Below are 16,212 nucleotides of genomic sequence, written 5' to 3'. Positions count from 1 at the left end.
GACCTGGACATCTTTAGGTGCATCGATACCGATCCTCACCTGCATCCCTTTGACGCCCAGAATGGTGACTTTGATGTCATCGTTGATGACGATGCTTTCGCCAACCTTACGGGTGAGTATCAGCATGTAGTTCTCCTTGGTGATGTAAAAGTCCGCAGGGCTAGTTGCCGCAACGGCGGGAGCTTGTCCCTCTTCCTTCTCATTAAAGACGCTTTCGGCGGATAGTAATTCCCCGACAGACAAATTCTGTTGCGTGTCTTCAGTTGCAGGTGCCGATGCAAACCGTCAACGGTTTGTCGGCCAAGGTGCTCGATGGCAAGAATAGGGGGCTTGGCGGCTAATGGGAAATTTCTTCGCATCATGGGCTGAATAGACACTCTTAATCGCCGTCCTGTTCCTCGAGTACCTGAAGAAACAGCAGCAAGGCCACTTCCTCGGGGTCCAGGCCTTTGCGCACGCGGCTCTTGGGCAATTGGGCCAGACGTCCCTGGGCATAGTGCTCCAGCACTGCCGGATGGATGTAGCAGCGTCTGCACACTGCCGGCGTATTGCCCAGGCGCGTGGCGACCTGGCGGACTATCGCGGCGACCTGGCGTTTGGCTTCACTCTCCGGTTCCCAGGCCAGGGGTTTGAGCAGGTCCAACGCCAGGCTGCTGCCGGCCCAGGTGCGGTAGTCCTTGGCGGTGAAGTCTGCGCCGGTCAACTGCTGCAGGAATTGGTTGACCTCGCTGGAGCCTACGCTGTGGCGCTGGCCGTCTTGGTCCAGGTATTGAAACAGTGTCTGGCCAGGCAGCTCCATGCAGCGTTTGAGCAGGCTGGCCAGGCGTCGGTCGTTGAGGGTGACGTTGTGTTCGACGCCACGCTTGCCGCGAAATTGAAAGCGAATGGTGCTGCCTTTGACCTGCACATGGCGGTTGCGCAGGGTCGTCAGGCCATAAGACTGGTTGTCGCGCAGGTAACGCTGGTTACCAATGCGGATCAGGGTGTGGTCCAGCAGGCTCACCACCAATGCCATGACCTTTTCCCGGTCCAGCCCTGGCCGCGCCAGGTGGGCTTCCAGTTGCGCGCGCAGCTTTGGTAGTGCCTGGGCAAAGGCCAGCATGCGCCCATACTTGTGTTGGTCACGCAGTTCGCGCCACTGCGCGTGATAGCGGTACTGCTTGCGGCCACGGGCATCGCGACCGGTGGCCTGCAGGTGGCCCTGCGGGTCGGCGCAGATCCATACATCGGTGTAGGCCGGGGGAATCACCAGCGCGGCGATGCGCGCCAAGGTGTCGCTGTCGCGCACCCGCTGGCCGTCGGCATCCAGGTAGATGAAACGGTCGCGCCAGCGTCGCCGGGTCATGCCTGGCTGGCTGTCGTCAACGTAGTGCAGGGTGCGTGGCAGGGGGCAGTCGAGCATCAGGGGCTGGCCTCGATCAAGTCACTGATCAGTGGACAACAGCCGTGCGAAGGATGCTCAGCCCAAAAGGGCCACCGACTTGATCTGGGCGAACAGTACCTGGCCTGTGTGCAAGCCGAGCTGGTCTGCCGAGAAGCGGGTGATACGTGCAAGCAAGGCATTGCCACCGGCATCCAGGCTGACCAGTACATGCGCCGGGTTGGCCGCCGGGCGGCTCTCGCGCACACATACTGGCAGGCGGTTGAGGATGCTCGATGTGCTGTCGGCCGCCAGCGCCAGGCTGACGTCCCGGGCCTGTACCTTGACCCGCAGCGTGCTGCCCATCACCTGCGCCGGGTGAGCAATGCGCAGCAGCGGCCCGCTGCTGCCGGGCAGGCGCAAGTCGAGCAGGTCGTAGTGCGGGTCATGCCCCACGACCATGCCTTCGAACACCACGCCGGCATCCTCGCCCTGGGCCAGCGAGAGGTCGAGGCGCGCCAGGGTTTGGCCAATCGGGCCGCTGGCGACTGCCTGGCCTTGCTCCAGCAACACCAGGTGGTCGGCCAGTCGCGCTACTTCATCCTGGGCATGGCTGACATACACCAGGGGGATGTCCAGTTCGTCGTGCAGGCGCTCCAGGTACGGCAGGATCTCGCGCTTGCGCGGCCCGTCGAGGGCCGCCAGCGGCTCGTCCATCAACAGCAGCCTTGGGCTGCTGAGCAGGGCGCGAGCAATACCCACGCGCTGCGCCTCGCCGCCCGACAGGGTTGCCGGGCGGCGTTCCAACAAGTGCCCGATACCTAGCAGCTGGCACGCCTGGTCGAGGCTGACCTTACGCTCAGCGGCGGCTACCCGGCGCCAGCCGAACTCCAGGTTGCCGCGCACCGACAGGTGCGCAAACAGGCTGGCCTCCTGGAACACATAGCCCACCGGGCGCAAGTGGGGGGGCTGGAAGTAGCCACGGGTGCTGTCTTCCCAGACCTCGCCGTTGACTTCGATGTACGCGCTAGCAGCGCGTTCCAACCCCGCCAGACAGCGCAGGCAGCTGGTCTTGCCAGAGCCGGAGTGGCCAAACAGCGCGCTGATACCGCGCCCAGGCAGGTGCAGGTCGACGTCCAGGGTAAAGTCGTCGCGCGCCAGTTTCAGGCGCGCCACAATCGATGCGGTCATTTCAGCTCCAGCCAGCTTTGCCGCGGCGTCCGGCGTACAGCAGGAGCAGCACCAGGAAAGAGAACACCAGCATGGCACCGGCCAGCCAGTGGGCTTGCGAATACTCCATGGCTTCGACGTGATCGAAGATTTGCACCGAGACCACGCGGGTCTTGTCGGGGATGTTGCCACCGATCATCAGCACCACGCCAAACTCGCCCACGGTATGGGCGAAGCCGAGGATGCTGGCAGTGACGAAGCCGGGGCGGGCCAGCGGCAGTACCACATGAACGAAGGTGTCCCATGGGCTGGCGCGCAGTGTGGCGGCGACTTCCAGCGGCCGCTGGCCGATCGCGCCAAAGGCATTTTGCAGCGGCTGCACCACGAACGGCATGGAATACACCGTCGAGCCGATCACCAGGCCCGTGAAGCTGAACACCACGGTACCCAGGCCCAGCGCCTGGGTAGCCTGGCCGAGCCAGCCGTGTGGGCCGAGGGCGATCAGCAGGTAGAAACCGATCACCGTTGGTGGCAGCACCAGGGGCAATGCCACCACCGCCCCCACCGGCCCGCGCAGCCATGAGCGCGTGCGCGCCAGCCACCAGGCGATGGGTGTGCCGATAACCAGCAGGATCAGGGTGGTCAGGCTGGCCAGTTTCACGGTCAGCCAGATGGCACCTAGGTCACTGGCATCCAGTGGCATCAGAGTTCATAACCGTAGGACTTGATCACCGCTGCGGCTTTCGGGCCTTTGAGATATTCGACCAGTGCTTTGGCGGCCGCATTGTCCTTGCCTTTGTTGAGGATGACGGCGTCCTGGCGGATCGGGTCGTGCAGGTTGGACGGCACGATCCAGGCCGAGCCATTGGTCACCTTGCCGTCCTTGTAGATCTGCGACAGGGCGACGAAGCCCAGCTCGGCGTTGCCGGTGGAAACAAACTGGAAGGCCTGGGTGATGTTCTGGCCTTCGACAATCTTGCCTTTGGTGGCTTCGGTGAGCTTCAGCTTGTCCAGTACCTGAGTGGCGGCCAGGCCGTAAGGTGCCGCTTTCGGGTTGGCGATGGACAGGTGTTTGTATGCGTTCTTTTTCAACACTTCACCCTTGGCATCCACGTAGCCTTCCTTCGCAGACCACAGGGCCAAGGTGCCGATGGCGTAGGTAAAGCGCGAGCCGGGGACGATTTCCTTCTCTTCTTCAAGCTTCTTCGGGGTGCTGTCGTCGGCGGCGAGGAACACTTCGAAGGGTGCGCCGTTCTTGATCTGGGCGTAGAACTGCCCGGTGGCACCGTAGGCAGCGACCAGTTTGTGTCCGGTGTCTTTCTCGAAGTCTTTGGCGATGGCCTGGATGGGGGCTGTGAAGTTGGCTGCGACCGCGACCTGGACTTCGTCGGCCCAGGCAGTGTTGAAGGCGAACAGGCTGGCCAGGGCAGTGAAGGCCAGGTGGGACGGGCGGATACGCATGAAGACAGCTCCTTGGGGTTATCGTTATGTCCTGAACTATATAGCGATAAGCCATTTGCCGGGAAGAGGCCAGACCTGCCTTTCAAAAAGCCTGGTGCCCAACCACGGCCAGTGCCTTTTCGGCAATTTCCTGGGTCAGCTCACCTGCCGGCATGTGCCGTCCCAGCCGCAACGCCTGCCCCGACCACAGATTGCTGAAGTCACTATTGCCCAGCGGATCGGTGATCGCCCGCAAAGGCATCAATGCCCCACCCGCCAGCGGGAAGCGTGGCGCCAGCGCGCTCATCGGCCCCAGCTCGCGCATGATGCGGTTGTTGATACCCCGCGCGGGGCGGCCGGTGAACAGGTTGGTCAGCGCCGTGTCGCTGGCAGACGCGCTGTCCAGCGCCCGGCGATGCGCTGGCGAAACCTTGGCCTCGGGGCAAAACAGGTAAGCCGTGCCGATCTGCACTGCCGAGGCACCCAGGGCCAGCGCCGCCACCAGCCCACGGTGGTCGCCGATGCCACCCGCGGCAATCACCGGGACGCCGACCGCATCGGCAATCTGGGGTACCAGGGCGAACGTACCGATCTGGCTGGTGATGTCGTCACTCAGGAACATGCCGCGATGGCCACCGGCTTCATACCCCATGGCGATGATCGCGTCGCAACCGTTGTGTTCCAGCCAGATGGCCTCTTCCACCGTAGTGGCACTGGAGAGCACCTTGGCACCGCTGGCTTTTACCCGCTGCAGCAGTTCGGCCTGGGGTAGGCCGAAGTGGAAGCTCACCACCTCCGGGCGCAAGGCTTCGACCAGCTGGCAGCTTTGCTCGTCGAAAGGCGCACGGTTGGACACCGGCGTGGGCGCCGCGAAATCGGCACCCACTTCGTTGTAATAAGGTTCAAGGGCCTGCTTCCAGCGCGCATCGTGCTCGGCATCGGGCGCTGGCGGCTGGTGGCAAAAGAAGTTCAGGTTAAGCGGGCGCCCCGGGCAGCCAGCGCGGAACGCGGCGATTTCGGCACGCACTTGCTCGCCGCTGAGCATGGCGCAGGGCAGGGCGCCCAGCCCACCTGCCAGGCCCACGGCAATGGCCATGGGTGAGCCGGTCGCCCCCGCCATGGGCGCCTGCAGAATGGGCAACTCGATGCCCAGCAGGTCGAGGATACGGCGGTCGGGCCAGTGGCTCATGCGATTCTCCTTGCGTGGGGCGAGCGGCGCGGCGGGGGCTTGTGGCGGTTTTTACAGGGCTTTGCTGACCTGGATGTCGCTGATTTTCTCGGCGTCTTCACCGTGGATCTTGCGCAGGGCCTCAAGGGCTTGTTCCTGCGAGGCATCGGGCATCAGCGCGAAGTCCCAACGACGCTGGCCGTCGAGCTTGTATTTGATGACGTACTTGATGGTCTGGGTCATGGTGGCCTTATCTGAGTTTCGACGACGAACGACGGATGATCTTGATCTTGTGGGTCAGGGTTGGCTTGCGAGTGACCGAGATCGGGCGTGTGGTCACGGTATCGATGGTGATGTTCCAGAAGCCGGTGCTGGGCACGGTGATCTTCGCCGGGAACTTCTCGAAATGGCCGCCGTGGTAAGTATGACGGCCGCCGTTCTTGAAGCTGCGGAAGTTGGCGTCGTTCATCAGGCGGATATTGCAGCGCTGAGAGCACTCGATGACGACGATGTCGTCCTCGTTGAGGTGCTCGCGCTGGTGTACGAATTTCATGTGATGCTCCGCAAGGTTTGGATCTGCAAAGGCAAAAGATACCACGATGTACCGTTACACTGCCGCGCTGTTCGCCAGGCGCAGATAATTCTGCCAAAGCAGGGAGCAAAACCGCCTGGCAGTGGTCGAAGCGAATTCTTGATGGCAGAGGTGCTGCAAATGAAGTGGATGGTGGCGGCGTTGGCGGTGACGCTCGGTGGCTGCGTGAGCGTTACCGAGCTGGAGCAATCGCGTGAAACGCTGGATGTGATCTCTGGCAAGAGCCCGCGCGCCTATGCCGATTGCGTCAAGCAGAAGCTGGCCGATACGCGTGGCCCGCTGACTGAAGAGCAGCGTGGTGACGGCCTGCGGCTGATCGTGCCGCAGAAGCTCACCTCGGGGGCAGGCCCGGCGGCGCTGGTGGATATCGACAAGCGCGGCAGCGGTAGCAGCATCAAACTGCATGAGCGGCTGAACAATTTCCCGCTGCGCCTGGGTGATGTGCGCACTGCTGCAACCCAATGCATCTCCGGAAGTTGATCTGAGGCAACGGCTGTTCCTTGCTTTACTTATATGTTTTGAGCCTAAACATATAACAAAAGAAAAGGAGCTTCGTGATGACACCGTTGAGACGCGTCGTGATCGGCAGCCTGCTGATCCTGGCCTTGCCCACGGCGCATGCCGTCGATGGCCAGAAGGTCTTCTCCCAGGGCGGGGCCAACCCCGCCGCCATGGCCTGCCTCGGTTGCCATGGCCCGGACGGCAAGGGCATTGCCGCTGCCGGCTTCCCACGCTTGGCTGGGCTTCCAGCCGGTTACCTCGGCAAACAGTTGCATGACTGGCGCAACGGCAGCCGCAAGCAGCCGGTGATGGAGCCGCTGGCCAAAGCCCTGAGCGAAGATGAAATCGAGGCAGTCAGCAGCTACCTGGCCGGCCTGCCGGCAGCCCCCACTGGCGACCTGCGCCGCCAGCAAATTGCCGATGACCCTACCACCCGCATGGCCCTGTACGGCGACTGGAGCCGGCAGATTCCCGGCTGCGTGCAATGCCATGGGCCGGGTGGCGGCGGGGTCGGTGAACACTTCCCGCCCTTGGCCGGCCAGCCCGCCAGTTACCTGATAGCGCAGCTCAATGCCTGGCGTGACGGCAGCCGCAGCAATGACCCCAACCAACTGATGGTCGGTGTGGCCAAGGCCATGACCGATGACGAGATCAAGGCTGTTGCCGAGTTCTTCGCCCGCCCCGCCAGCCAGGAGGTCACGCCATGAAGCCGTTGATTCCAGCCATGTTGCTGCTGGCCATGGGCAGTGCCCAGGCCGCGCCGATTGCCATGGAAGACCAGTCGCAGTTGAAGGTACCCGGCGTGCAGGCTGCGCCGCAGTTCGTACCCCCCGATGAAAGCGATTTGCCCGACAATGCCTTTGGCAAGATGGTGCGCGAAGGCCATGCCTTGTTCGTCGACACCCGCCGGCTGATGCCCGAGGCCGTGGGCAATGGCATGAACTGCAGCAACTGCCACCTCGACCAAGGGCGGCTGGCGCATTCCGCACCGATGTGGGGCGCGTACCCGATGTACCCGGCTTACCGCAAGAAGAACGACAAGGTGAATACCTACGCCGAGCGTATCCAGGGCTGCTTCCAGTTCAGCATGAACGGCAAGCCGCCGGCCGCCGACAGCCCGCAAATGACGGCGCTGGCGGTGTACGCCTACTGGCTGTCGACCAAGGCGCCGACCGGCGTGGAACTCGCCGGGCGCGGATACCCCGAGGTGGCGCAGCCACAGGGTGGTTATGACTTCAAGCGTGGCCAGCAGGTTTACCGTGAGCAGTGCGCCATTTGCCATGGTGACAACGGTGAAGGGCAGCAGGTTGCGGGCGAGTATGTGATGCCGCCGCTGTGGGGCAAGGACTCCTACAACTGGGGCGCCGGCATGCACCGCATCAACACGGCGGCGTCGTTCATCAAGTACAACATGCCGCTGGGCAAGCCCGGCAGCCTCAGCGACCAGCAAGCCTGGGACGTGGCGGCGTGGATCAACCGTCATGAACGGCCACAGGACCCTCGCCTGGTAGAGGGTTCCATCGAGAAAACGCGGGTGAAGTTTCATGCCAATGATGGCGTGAACCTGTATGGGCAGAAGGTTGATGGGGTGCTGGTGGGGCAGGGCACTGGAAGTTGATGGGGCACTGCCTCTTCGCGGGTGAACCCGTGAAGAGGCGGTATAGGCACCATTATTTTGCTGTCATCCGCCTGTCATGAATGACCGTAATATTCACGATCCCCCGGAACTATCTACACTGGGATATCTCTATGATGGCATCGGTCGCTATCGGGGGGCATTGTAAGGTGACTGCCGCCTGATTAGACTGCGCCGAATTCCACAGGCCTAGCCTTTTGTAAGGACGTTTATGATCAAGAAATGCTTGTTCCCGGCAGCCGGCTACGGCACTCGCTTCCTGCCTGCTACCAAAGCCATGCCCAAGGAAATGCTGCCGGTGGTCAACAAGCCACTGATCCAGTATGGCGTTGAAGAAGCATTGGATGCTGGTCTGAACGAGATCTCCATCGTGACCGGTCGCGGCAAGCGCGCCCTGGAAGACCACTTCGACATCAGCTACGAGCTGGAAAACCAGATCAAGGGCACCGACAAGGAAAAATACCTGGTTGGCATCCGTCGTCTGCTCGACGAGTGCTCGTTCTCCTACACCCGCCAGACCGAAATGAAAGGCCTGGGCCACGCTATCCTCACCGGCCGCCCGTTGATCGGTGACGAGCCGTTCGCCGTGGTGCTGGCGGATGACCTGTGCGTCAACCTTGAAGGTGACGGCGTGCTGGCGCAGATGGTTGCGCTTTACAAGAAGTACCGTTGCTCGATCGTTGCCATCCAGGAAGTCGATCCGCAGGAAACCAACAAGTACGGCGTCATCGCCGGTGAAGAGATCAAGGACGGCATCTTCCGTGTCGACTCCATGGTCGAGAAACCGAAGCCTGAAGATGCCCCTTCGAACCTGGCCATCATCGGCCGTTACATCCTGACCCCGGACATTTTCGAGAAGATTGAGCAGACCGAACCGGGCAAGGGTGGCGAGATCCAGATCACCGACGCGCTGATGAAGCAAGCGGCCGAAGGTAACGTGATCGCCTACAAGTTCAAGGGCAAGCGTTTCGACTGCGGTGGTGCCGAAGGCTACATCGAGGCGACCAACTTCTGCTTCGAGAACTTCTACAAGGCTGGCAAGGCTTACTGATAAGCCCTGTTGGTATTGGAAAGCCACCCTTCGGGGTGGCTTTTTTGTTTGTGGCGGCCAACGGCGTTATGCTGGGCGCCTGCCTAGGAGACTGAATACATGGCCTACGATTTTGATCTGTTCGTGATTGGCGCCGGGTCCGGCGGCGTGCGCGCGGCGCGCTTTGCCGCGGGCTTCGGCGCAAAAGTGGCAGTGGCTGAAAGCCGCTACCTGGGCGGTACCTGTGTCAATGTCGGCTGTGTTCCGAAAAAGCTGCTGGTGTATGGCGCGCACGTTGCCGACGAACTGGAGCAGGCCGCAGGTTTCGGCTGGACCTTGGAAGAAGGGCATTTCGACTGGGGCACCCTGATTGCCAACAAGAACCGGGAAATCGAACGCCTCAATGGCATCTACCGCAACCTGCTGGTCAACAGCGGGGTGACCCTGCTGCAGGGCCACGCACGCCTGACCGGTGCCAATGAAGTGGAAGTGGACGGTCAGCGCTACAGCGCCGAACACATCCTCATCGCTACCGGTGGCTGGCCACAGGTGCCGGATATCCCCGGCAAGGAACTGGCCATCACCTCCAATGAAGCCTTCTACCTCAAAGACCTGCCTCGCCGGGTGCTGGTGGTGGGCGGTGGCTACATCGCCGTCGAGTTCGCTGGCATCTTCCAGGGCCTGGGGGCTAACACCACGCTGCTGTACCGTGGTGACTTGTTCCTGCGCGGCTTCGATGGCTCGGTGCGCACCCACTTGAAGGAAGAGTTGGAAAAGCGCGGCCTCGACCTGCAGTTCAATGCCGACATTCAGCGTATCGACAAACTTGAAGATGGCAGCCTCAAGGCCACCCTCAAGGATGGCCGAGAGCTGGTTGCCGATTGCGTATTCTATGCCACTGGCCGGCGCCCGATGCTGGACAACCTGGGCCTGGAAAACACCGGCGTCGAACTGGATGCGCGCGGCTACATTCGGGTTGATGAGCAGTTCCAGACCACCGCGCCGTCAATCCTTGCCATTGGCGACGTCATCGGGCGTGTGCAGTTGACACCAGTGGCCCTGGCCGAAGGCATGGCCGTGGCGCGGCGCCTGTTCAAACCAGAGCAATACCGCCCGGTGGACTACCAGAACATCCCTACTGCGGTGTTCAGCCAGCCGCCTATCGGTACCGTAGGCTTGACCGAGGAGCAGGCGCTGGCGGCCGGGTACAAGGTGCAGGTGTTCGAAAGCCGCTTCCGCGCCATGAAGCTGACCCTGACCGACATTCAGGAAAAGACCCTGATGAAGCTGGTGGTCGATGCCGAGACCGACAAGGTGCTGGGGTGTCACATGGTTGGCCCTGATGCCGGTGAAATCATCCAGGGCCTGGGTATTGCGCTGAAAGCCGGTGCGACCAAGCAGCAGTTCGACGAAACCATCGGCGTGCACCCGACGGCGGCCGAAGAGTTCGTGACCATGCGTACGGTCACCCGCTGATAACGCGTAGCCTGCAGGAGCAGCACAAGGCTGCTCCTGCAGGGGTGTGCCGATCCGTGTCACGGCGCGCCGGTCCGCAATCCTTTGCTCAGCCCATTCCCTTCTATTAATTAACCCCGGTTATAGCCAAAACCAATCGCAAGCATGAGCTTTGCCAATGAGCCTTCAGCGGGATGATTAGTTAGGATTCTATCCATCAACTGATTCCAACCCCATGAAGGAGCGTCTCTCATGCCAATCATCAACAGCCAGGTCAAACCGTTCAACGCCACCGCCTACCACAAAGGCGAGTTCGTTCAGGTCAGCGAAGCCGACCTGAAAGGCAAGTGGTCTGTCGTGTTCTTCTACCCGGCCGACTTCACCTTCGTTTGCCCGACCGAGCTGGGTGACCTTGCCGACAACTACGCAGAGTTCCAGAAGCTGGGCGTGGAAATCTACGGCGTGTCCACCGACACCCACTTCACCCACAAAGCCTGGCACGACACTTCGGACACCATCGGCAAGATCGAATACCCGCTGATCGGTGACCCGACTCACGTCATCTCGCGCAACTTCGACGTGCTGATCGAAGAAGCCGGTCTGGCCGATCGCGGTACCTTCGTGATCAACCCGGAAGGCCAGATCAAAATCGTCGAACTGAACGACGGTGGTGTAGGCCGCGATGCTGCCGAACTGCTGCGTAAAGTGAAGGCTGCCCAGTACGTTGCCGCTCACCCAGGCGAAGTGTGCCCGGCCAAGTGGAAAGAAGGCGAAGCCACCCTGGCGCCGTCTCTGGACCTGGTCGGCAAGATCTAAGACTGTGAGCCAGTCGCGGGCGGTAGTCAGCCGCCAAAGCTGAAGTTGTTACCGCCCCGTCAAACGCCCGGGCGACCTCGCCTGGGCGTTTTTGTATCCGAGTTTTGAAAAAGGAATCGCCCGTATGTTGGACGCCACGCTTAAATCGCAACTGAAAACCTACCTGGAGCGGGTCACCCAGCCGATCGAGATCGTTGCCTCCCTCGACGACGGCGCGAAGTCCCGCGAATTGCATGACTTGCTGGTGGAAATTGCCGGCCTGTCGAACCTCATTACATTCAGCGCGGACGGTACCGATGCCCGTCGCCCGTCGTTCTCGCTGAACCGCCCGGGTGACAGCATCAGCCTGCGCTTCGCCGGCATCCCCATGGGCCACGAGTTCACCTCGCTGGTGCTGGCGCTGCTGCAAGTCGGCGGCCACCCATCCAAGGCCAGTGCTGAAGTGATCGAGCAGATCCAGGCCCTGGAAGGCGAATTCACCTTCGAAACCTACTTCTCGCTGTCGTGCCAGAACTGCCCGGACGTGGTCCAGGCGTTGAACCTGATGGCGGTGCTCAACCCCAACGTGCGCCATGTGGCCATCGACGGTGCGCTGTTCCAGGAAGAAGTGGAAGCGCGCAAGATCATGGCGGTGCCGAGCATCTACCTGAACGGTGAAGTGTTTGGCCAGGGCCGCATGGGCCTGGAAGAAATCCTTGGCAAGATCGACACCAGCGCCGGCGCCCGCCAGGCCGAGAAGATCAACGCCAAGGACGCCTTCGACGTGCTGGTGGTCGGCGGTGGCCCCGCTGGCGCCGCTGCTGCCATCTATGCTGCGCGTAAAGGCATCCGCACTGGCGTTGCAGCCGAGCGCTTCGGCGGCCAGGTGCTCGACACCCTGGCCATCGAGAACTTCATCTCGGTGCAGGAAACCGAAGGGCCTAAGCTGGCCACGGCGCTGGAAGAGCACGTCAAGCAGTACGATGTCGACATCATGAACCTGCAGCGCGGCGAAGCGTTGATTCCGGCCAGCGAGGGTGGCTTGCACGAAGTACGCCTGGCAGGCGGCGCCTCGCTTAAAGCCAAGACCGTGATCTTGGCCACCGGCGCCCGCTGGCGCGAAATGAACGTGCCAGGTGAGCAGGAATACCGTGGCCGTGGTGTGGCCTACTGCCCGCACTGTGATGGCCCCCTGTTCAAGGGCAAGCGCGTAGCGGTGATCGGCGGCGGCAACTCGGGCGTGGAGGCGGCCATCGACCTGGCCGGTATCGTCGCCCAGGTGACGCTGATCGAGTTCGACAGCCAACTGCGTGCCGACGCGGTTTTGCAGCGCAAGTTGCACAGTTTGCCGAACGTGAAAGTCATTACCAGCGCACTCACCACCGAGGTGCTGGGCAATGGCGAGAAAGTGACTGGCTTGCGCTACAAGGACCGCACCACCGATGAACAGCATGACGTGGCGCTGGAAGGTATCTTCGTGCAGATCGGACTGTTGCCCAACACCGACTGGCTCAAAGGCACCGTCGAGCTGTCGCCGCGTGGCGAGATCATCGTCGACGCCAAGGGCCAGACCAGTATCCCGGGTGTGTTTGCAGCGGGTGACGTGACGACCGTGCCGTACAAGCAGATCGTGATTGCGGTGGGTGAGGGGGCCAAGGCTTCGCTGGCGGCCTTCGACCACCTGATTCGCACTTCGGCGCCGGCGTAAGCCTGTACCGGCCCTTTCGCGGCTAAAGCCGCTCCCACAGGTACTGCACAGATTTTGAATGCTGTGCGGTCCCTGTGGGAGCGGCTTTAGCCGCGAAAGGGCCGGCACAAGCAAAGCAGAAACTGAGGGTGTCTATGATTAGTGCAGACACCCTCAGGAGCTTGAACATGACCCTGATCAGCCGCGAACCCTGGTGGCTAGTCCCCCCCAAGCCCGGGCAGAAAGAGCAGGACCTGCACTGGGGCTACCTGGAAATCTACGCCGACGGGCGCACCGTGTTCGTCGACCAGCGCCCCAGTGACCGGGAGCTGGCCGAGCGCAAGAGCTGCCGCAACTTCCCCGACCCCGAGCCGTGAAGGCTCAGCCTTCCAGCTCGGCCAGCCGTGCTTCCAGCGCTGCAATGCGTGCTTCGAGGGCTTCGATGCGTTCTTCCGACACACTGGCGCCACTGCTGCGTGCGCCACCTTCCTGCTGGCGTGCAGCGAGGATCGCCTCGATTTCCGCCGGGTCGCCCAAGGCGTGGGTGTAGCGGTCCTCACGCTGGCCGGCCTGACGCGGCAGGTGCAAGGCCAGGTCCCGCGAGATCAGGCGCTCCAGCTGATGCTGAATCTGCTCGGTGTCGTCGAAGTCGTGCAGGCGGTTGCTGCGGGTCAGCAGTTCGTTGAGCGTTTGCGGGCCGCGCAGGAACATCAGGCCCATCAGTACCAGCTGTGCGGGCACCAGCTCCAGTGCCTTGTCTACCCGCTGTTCCCAGCGGTCGGCACGGCTGCCCATCTGCAAGCGGGTCAGGTCCTGCCCTTCAAGCGCACGCAGGGCTTGGCCAACCTGGCCTTGGGTGAGGTTCATCACAGGTTCGCGGCTGGTCTTCTGGTTGCAGGCCAGGACCAGGGCATTGAGGGTCAGCGGGTAGCTTTCCGGGCTGGTGGCCTGCTTTTCGATCAGCGAGCCGAGAACGCGGATCTCGATGCTGTTGAAGCGGCCTTCACCTGCGGTTTCGTGTTCTGACATGGCCCTGTCTCGTTGCTGAGGAAAGGCCACTAGGGTAGGTAATGCCAACGTGTAAGGCAATTGGGGCCGCACAGCGGCCCCGGCAATCTCAAGGGTTGCGCCGCTCTTCGGCCAGGCAGGCCGCCGCAGTGAACAGCACATCGGTCGAAGAATTCAGCGCCGTTTCGGCCGAATCCTGCAGCACGCCGATAATGAAGCCTACCGCCACCACCTGCATGGCAATTTCGCTGGGGATTCCAAACAGGCTGCATGCCAGTGGAATCAGTAGCAGCGAGCCCCCAGCCACGCCCGAGGCACCGCAGGCGCACACCGCCGCCACCACGCTGAGCAGCACGGCAGTTGGCAGGTCCACCGGGATGCCCAAGGTATGCACGGCGGCCAGGGTCAGTACGGTAATGGTGATCGCCGCACCGGCCATGTTGATGGTCGCGCCCAGCGGGATCGACACCGAATAGGTGTCTTCATGCAGGCCAAGGCGTTCCGACAATGCCAGGTTGACCGGAATGTTGGCGGCCGAGCTGCGGGTGAAGAATGCGGTAATGCCGCTTTCGCGCAGGCACAGCAGCGTCAGTGGGTAAGGGTTGCGGCGGATCTTCCAGAACACGATGAGTGGGTTCATCACCAGCGCCACGAACAGCATGCAGCCGATCAGTACCGCCAGCAGGTGCAGGTAGCCGAGCAGCGCGTTCAGGCCTGACTGGGCCAGGGTGGAGCTGACCAGCCCAAAGATGCCCAGCGGGGCGAAACGGATGACCATGCGCACGATCAAGGTCACGCCATTGGACAGGTCGTCTACTACGGTACGGGTGGTTTCGCCGGCATGACGCAGGGCCACGCCCAGGCCGATGGCCCAGGTGAGTATGCCGATGAAGTTGGCGTTGAGCAGGGCATTGACCGGGTTGTCGACCGCGCTCAGCACCAGGTTCTGCATCACCTCGGTAATGCCGCCTGGTGCGCTCAGCGTGGCCTCGCCCGTGCTCAGCACCAGGTGCGACGGGAACAGCATGCTGGCGACCACGGCCACCACCGCTGCGGCAAAGGTGCCCAGCAGGTACAACCAGAGGATCGGGCGAATGTGGGTTTCCTGGCCGTGACGATGGTTGGCGATCGAAGCCATGACCAGGATGAACACCAGCACGGGCGCAACCGCTTTCAGGGCGCTGACGAATACCTTGCCGAGGAAAGCCAGGTCGCGGGCGATGGCAGGTGCCAGCAGGGCAAGGGCGATGCCGGCGAGCAAACCGATGACGATCTGCGTGACCAGGCTGGTGCGGTTGAGGAAACGGAGGAGGGGGGTCATGTGCAGCGGTATCTCGGAATCTGGAAAGGGCGGACTTTACCATAGCGGCTTGTAGGGCTGCTCCGAGCGCCTCACCAATGAAACAACTCCCGCCGCGCCCCCTCGGTAATCGCCACGATCCCTGGGTGCTTGACCTTGCGCTCCACCGAAATGGCATAGAACGACTCGTGTACGGCTTCGGTCTGGCCGATCAACTGCACGCCATACTGGCGGCACACCTCCTCGGCGATAACGCTGGGGGCAACGAAAATGCCGCTACCCGACTGCCCGAACGCCTGCATCAAGGCACTGTCATCGAACTCCCCCACGATCCGAGGCTGCACCTGCTGTTCGCCCAGCCACCGCAGCAGGCGGCTGCGCACCACGGTTTCCTGGCCTGGAACAAGCAGCGGCGCATCCTGCAAGCAGGCCGGAAAAGGGCCGTCCAGCCGTTGCGCCAGTGCAGGGGTGGCGAAAAAGCTCAGCCCGCATTCGCCGAGCTTCTGGCTGTAACCTTTGATGTCCAGGTGGCTGGGCATGGGGCTGTCGGAAATCACAAGGTCCAGGCGCTGGATGGCCAGGTCTGCCAGCAGCCGTTCAAGTTTGTCTTCGCGGCAGTTGATGCGCAGCACCTCGTCCAGTTCCATGGTAGGTGCCAGCAAGCGGTAGACGATGGATTTGGGGACCACGTCGGCTACCCCAACGCGGAACAGGATCTGCTCTTGGGGGCCGGCCCGCAGCAGGGCTTCCAGCTCGCCGCCGATCTGGAACATCTGCTCGGCGTACACCAGCGCCTGGCGGCCGGTTTCGGTCAGCTCAAGCTGGCGTCCGGCGCGCTGGAACAGTTCCAGGCCGTAGGTTTGCTCGAACAGGGTGATCTGCCCGCTGATGGTTTGCGGTGTGAGGTTCAGCTGTTGGCTGGCACGGGTGATGCTGCCAGTCTTGGCCACGGCCCAGAAGTAATGCAGCTGGCGATAGTTGAGCACCGTTGGTCGTCCCGATTCGTAAAAACCGAAGTATACGTCATGAAAATACGAATTTTACTGAACTATCGGCGTCTCTAGAATGCA

Annotated in this window: 19 protein-coding genes; 8 read left to right on the top strand and 11 right to left on the bottom strand. The window is 62.2% G+C overall.

The features are described 5' to 3' along the window. The 8 genes from csrA to APH35_RS16530 form a co-directional block, all read right to left on the bottom strand. Positions 1 to 126 (bottom strand): carbon storage regulator CsrA (csrA, locus tag APH35_RS16560; protein ID WP_082425811.1); only part of this gene is annotated, 126 nt, incomplete at its 3' end. A gap of 253 nt (positions 127 to 379) precedes the next feature. Next, positions 380 to 1,402, bottom strand: coding sequence for a DNA topoisomerase IB (locus tag APH35_RS16555; RefSeq protein WP_060515114.1), 1,023 nt, complete (start codon positions 1,400 to 1,402; stop codon positions 380 to 382). A 57-nt stretch (positions 1,403 to 1,459) separates the two neighbouring features. Continuing rightward, the gene (gene modC, locus APH35_RS16550; protein ID WP_060515113.1) at positions 1,460 to 2,551 is read right to left on the bottom strand and encodes a molybdenum ABC transporter ATP-binding protein; all 1,092 of its coding nucleotides are present in this window, start codon (positions 2,549 to 2,551) and stop codon (positions 1,460 to 1,462) included. A 1-nt stretch (position 2,552) separates the two neighbouring features. Continuing rightward, positions 2,553 to 3,233: a molybdate ABC transporter permease subunit gene (gene modB / locus APH35_RS16545; protein ID WP_012273152.1), complete on the bottom strand. Its 681-nt coding sequence runs from the start codon at positions 3,231 to 3,233 to the stop codon at positions 2,553 to 2,555. Next, positions 3,233 to 3,991 carry a molybdate ABC transporter substrate-binding protein gene (gene modA, locus APH35_RS16540; protein WP_012273151.1) on the bottom strand — a complete coding sequence of 253 codons (759 nt, stop codon included), beginning with the start codon at positions 3,989 to 3,991 and terminating at the stop codon, positions 3,233 to 3,235. Before modA ends, modB begins: the two co-directional genes overlap by 1 nt. Before the next feature lie 82 nt (positions 3,992 to 4,073). Beyond that, positions 4,074 to 5,159: an NAD(P)H-dependent flavin oxidoreductase gene (locus APH35_RS16535; protein ID WP_060492739.1), complete on the bottom strand. Its 1,086-nt coding sequence runs from the start codon at positions 5,157 to 5,159 to the stop codon at positions 4,074 to 4,076. 51 nt (positions 5,160 to 5,210) lie between these two features. Further along, positions 5,211 to 5,381, bottom strand: a complete 171-nt coding sequence (locus APH35_RS29065; protein WP_012051910.1) for a hypothetical protein — start codon at positions 5,379 to 5,381, stop codon at positions 5,211 to 5,213. Positions 5,382 to 5,388: 7 nt separating this feature from the next. Beyond that, a complete protein-coding gene (locus APH35_RS16530) occupies positions 5,389 to 5,691 on the bottom strand; it encodes a DUF1883 domain-containing protein (protein WP_003250918.1) in 303 nt (100 codons plus the stop codon). Positions 5,692 to 5,850: 159 nt separating this feature from the next. Here APH35_RS16530 and APH35_RS16525 point away from each other — a divergent pair, with 159 nt between their 5' ends. The 8 genes from APH35_RS16525 (at position 5,851) to APH35_RS16490 (ending at position 13,211) form a co-directional block, all read left to right on the top strand. Continuing rightward, positions 5,851 to 6,210: a hypothetical protein gene (locus tag APH35_RS16525; protein WP_060515116.1), complete on the top strand. Its 360-nt coding sequence runs from the start codon at positions 5,851 to 5,853 to the stop codon at positions 6,208 to 6,210. Positions 6,211 to 6,287: 77 nt separating this feature from the next. After that, a complete protein-coding gene (locus APH35_RS16520; RefSeq protein WP_060515112.1) occupies positions 6,288 to 6,938 on the top strand; it encodes a c-type cytochrome in 651 nt (216 codons plus the stop codon). After that, the gene (locus tag APH35_RS16515; RefSeq protein WP_060515111.1) at positions 6,935 to 7,849 is read left to right on the top strand and encodes a c-type cytochrome; all 915 of its coding nucleotides are present in this window, start codon (positions 6,935 to 6,937) and stop codon (positions 7,847 to 7,849) included. The genes APH35_RS16520 and APH35_RS16515 overlap by 4 nt, the downstream gene beginning before the upstream one ends. 229 nt (positions 7,850 to 8,078) lie before the next feature. Then, positions 8,079 to 8,918, top strand: coding sequence for a UTP--glucose-1-phosphate uridylyltransferase GalU (gene galU, locus APH35_RS16510; RefSeq protein WP_012273146.1), 840 nt, complete (start codon positions 8,079 to 8,081; stop codon positions 8,916 to 8,918). Between the two features lie 99 nt (positions 8,919 to 9,017). Continuing rightward, positions 9,018 to 10,373, top strand: a complete 1,356-nt coding sequence (gene gorA / locus APH35_RS16505; protein ID WP_060515110.1) for a glutathione-disulfide reductase — start codon at positions 9,018 to 9,020, stop codon at positions 10,371 to 10,373. Positions 10,374 to 10,604: 231 nt separating this feature from the next. Beyond that, positions 10,605 to 11,168: an alkyl hydroperoxide reductase subunit C gene (gene ahpC, locus APH35_RS16500; protein WP_003250537.1), complete on the top strand. Its 564-nt coding sequence runs from the start codon at positions 10,605 to 10,607 to the stop codon at positions 11,166 to 11,168. A 124-nt stretch (positions 11,169 to 11,292) separates the two neighbouring features. Further along, positions 11,293 to 12,855 carry an alkyl hydroperoxide reductase subunit F gene (gene ahpF / locus APH35_RS16495; protein WP_012273144.1) on the top strand — a complete coding sequence of 521 codons (1,563 nt, stop codon included), beginning with the start codon at positions 11,293 to 11,295 and terminating at the stop codon, positions 12,853 to 12,855. Between the two features lie 167 nt (positions 12,856 to 13,022). Next, positions 13,023 to 13,211, top strand: coding sequence for a hypothetical protein (locus APH35_RS16490; RefSeq protein WP_041166543.1), 189 nt, complete (start codon positions 13,023 to 13,025; stop codon positions 13,209 to 13,211). 4 nt (positions 13,212 to 13,215) lie between these two features. Here the strand turns inward: APH35_RS16490 and APH35_RS16485 are convergent, their stop codons facing one another. The 3 genes from APH35_RS16485 to nhaR all read right to left on the bottom strand — a co-directional run bounded on the left by APH35_RS16485 (position 13,216) and on the right by nhaR (position 16,128). Further along, positions 13,216 to 13,863 (bottom strand): YceH family protein, encoded by a 648-nt coding sequence (locus APH35_RS16485; RefSeq protein ID WP_012273142.1) that lies wholly within the window; start codon positions 13,861 to 13,863, stop codon positions 13,216 to 13,218. 88 nt (positions 13,864 to 13,951) lie between these two features. Further along, entirely contained in the window at positions 13,952 to 15,163 is a 1,212-nt protein-coding gene (gene sstT / locus APH35_RS16480) for a serine/threonine transporter SstT (RefSeq protein WP_060492735.1), read from the bottom strand. A gap of 71 nt (positions 15,164 to 15,234) precedes the next feature. Beyond that, the gene (gene nhaR / locus APH35_RS16475; RefSeq protein WP_012273140.1) at positions 15,235 to 16,128 is read right to left on the bottom strand and encodes a transcriptional activator NhaR; all 894 of its coding nucleotides are present in this window, start codon (positions 16,126 to 16,128) and stop codon (positions 15,235 to 15,237) included. Between the last annotated feature and the right edge of the window lie 84 nt (positions 16,129 to 16,212).

Origin of the sequence: Pseudomonas sp. NBRC 111132, from assembly GCF_001320565.1 — a bacterium.
Lineage (GTDB): Bacteria > Pseudomonadota > Gammaproteobacteria > Pseudomonadales > Pseudomonadaceae > Aquipseudomonas > Aquipseudomonas putida_P.
Note: the sequence above shows the minus strand (reverse complement) of the source record. Positions and strands in the feature narration are given on the sequence as shown.

What these genes read in the sequence shown, in the direction of transcription:
- modA (WP_012273151.1), bottom strand. Translation starts at nt 3,991, where the DNA reads ATGCGTATCCGCCCGTCCCACCTGGCCTTCACTGCCCTGGCCAGCCTG.
- APH35_RS16490 (WP_041166543.1), top strand. Translation starts at nt 13,023, where the DNA reads ATGACCCTGATCAGCCGCGAACCCTGGTGGCTAGTCCCCCCCAAGCCC.
- sstT (WP_060492735.1), bottom strand. Translation starts at nt 15,163, where the DNA reads ATGACCCCCCTCCTCCGTTTCCTCAACCGCACCAGCCTGGTCACGCAG.
- APH35_RS16535 (WP_060492739.1), bottom strand. Translation starts at nt 5,159, where the DNA reads ATGAGCCACTGGCCCGACCGCCGTATCCTCGACCTGCTGGGCATCGAG.
- ahpC (WP_003250537.1), top strand. Translation starts at nt 10,605, where the DNA reads ATGCCAATCATCAACAGCCAGGTCAAACCGTTCAACGCCACCGCCTAC.
- gorA (WP_060515110.1), top strand. Translation starts at nt 9,018, where the DNA reads ATGGCCTACGATTTTGATCTGTTCGTGATTGGCGCCGGGTCCGGCGGC.
- APH35_RS16485 (WP_012273142.1), bottom strand. Translation starts at nt 13,863, where the DNA reads ATGTCAGAACACGAAACCGCAGGTGAAGGCCGCTTCAACAGCATCGAG.
- ahpF (WP_012273144.1), top strand. Translation starts at nt 11,293, where the DNA reads ATGTTGGACGCCACGCTTAAATCGCAACTGAAAACCTACCTGGAGCGG.
- galU (WP_012273146.1), top strand. Translation starts at nt 8,079, where the DNA reads ATGATCAAGAAATGCTTGTTCCCGGCAGCCGGCTACGGCACTCGCTTC.
- modB (WP_012273152.1), bottom strand. Translation starts at nt 3,233, where the DNA reads ATGCCACTGGATGCCAGTGACCTAGGTGCCATCTGGCTGACCGTGAAA.
- APH35_RS16520 (WP_060515112.1), top strand. Translation starts at nt 6,288, where the DNA reads ATGACACCGTTGAGACGCGTCGTGATCGGCAGCCTGCTGATCCTGGCC.
- modC (WP_060515113.1), bottom strand. Translation starts at nt 2,551, where the DNA reads ATGACCGCATCGATTGTGGCGCGCCTGAAACTGGCGCGCGACGACTTT.
- APH35_RS16525 (WP_060515116.1), top strand. Translation starts at nt 5,851, where the DNA reads ATGAAGTGGATGGTGGCGGCGTTGGCGGTGACGCTCGGTGGCTGCGTG.
- APH35_RS16530 (WP_003250918.1), bottom strand. Translation starts at nt 5,691, where the DNA reads ATGAAATTCGTACACCAGCGCGAGCACCTCAACGAGGACGACATCGTC.
- APH35_RS29065 (WP_012051910.1), bottom strand. Translation starts at nt 5,381, where the DNA reads ATGACCCAGACCATCAAGTACGTCATCAAATACAAGCTCGACGGCCAG.
- APH35_RS16515 (WP_060515111.1), top strand. Translation starts at nt 6,935, where the DNA reads ATGAAGCCGTTGATTCCAGCCATGTTGCTGCTGGCCATGGGCAGTGCC.
- APH35_RS16555 (WP_060515114.1), bottom strand. Translation starts at nt 1,402, where the DNA reads ATGCTCGACTGCCCCCTGCCACGCACCCTGCACTACGTTGACGACAGC.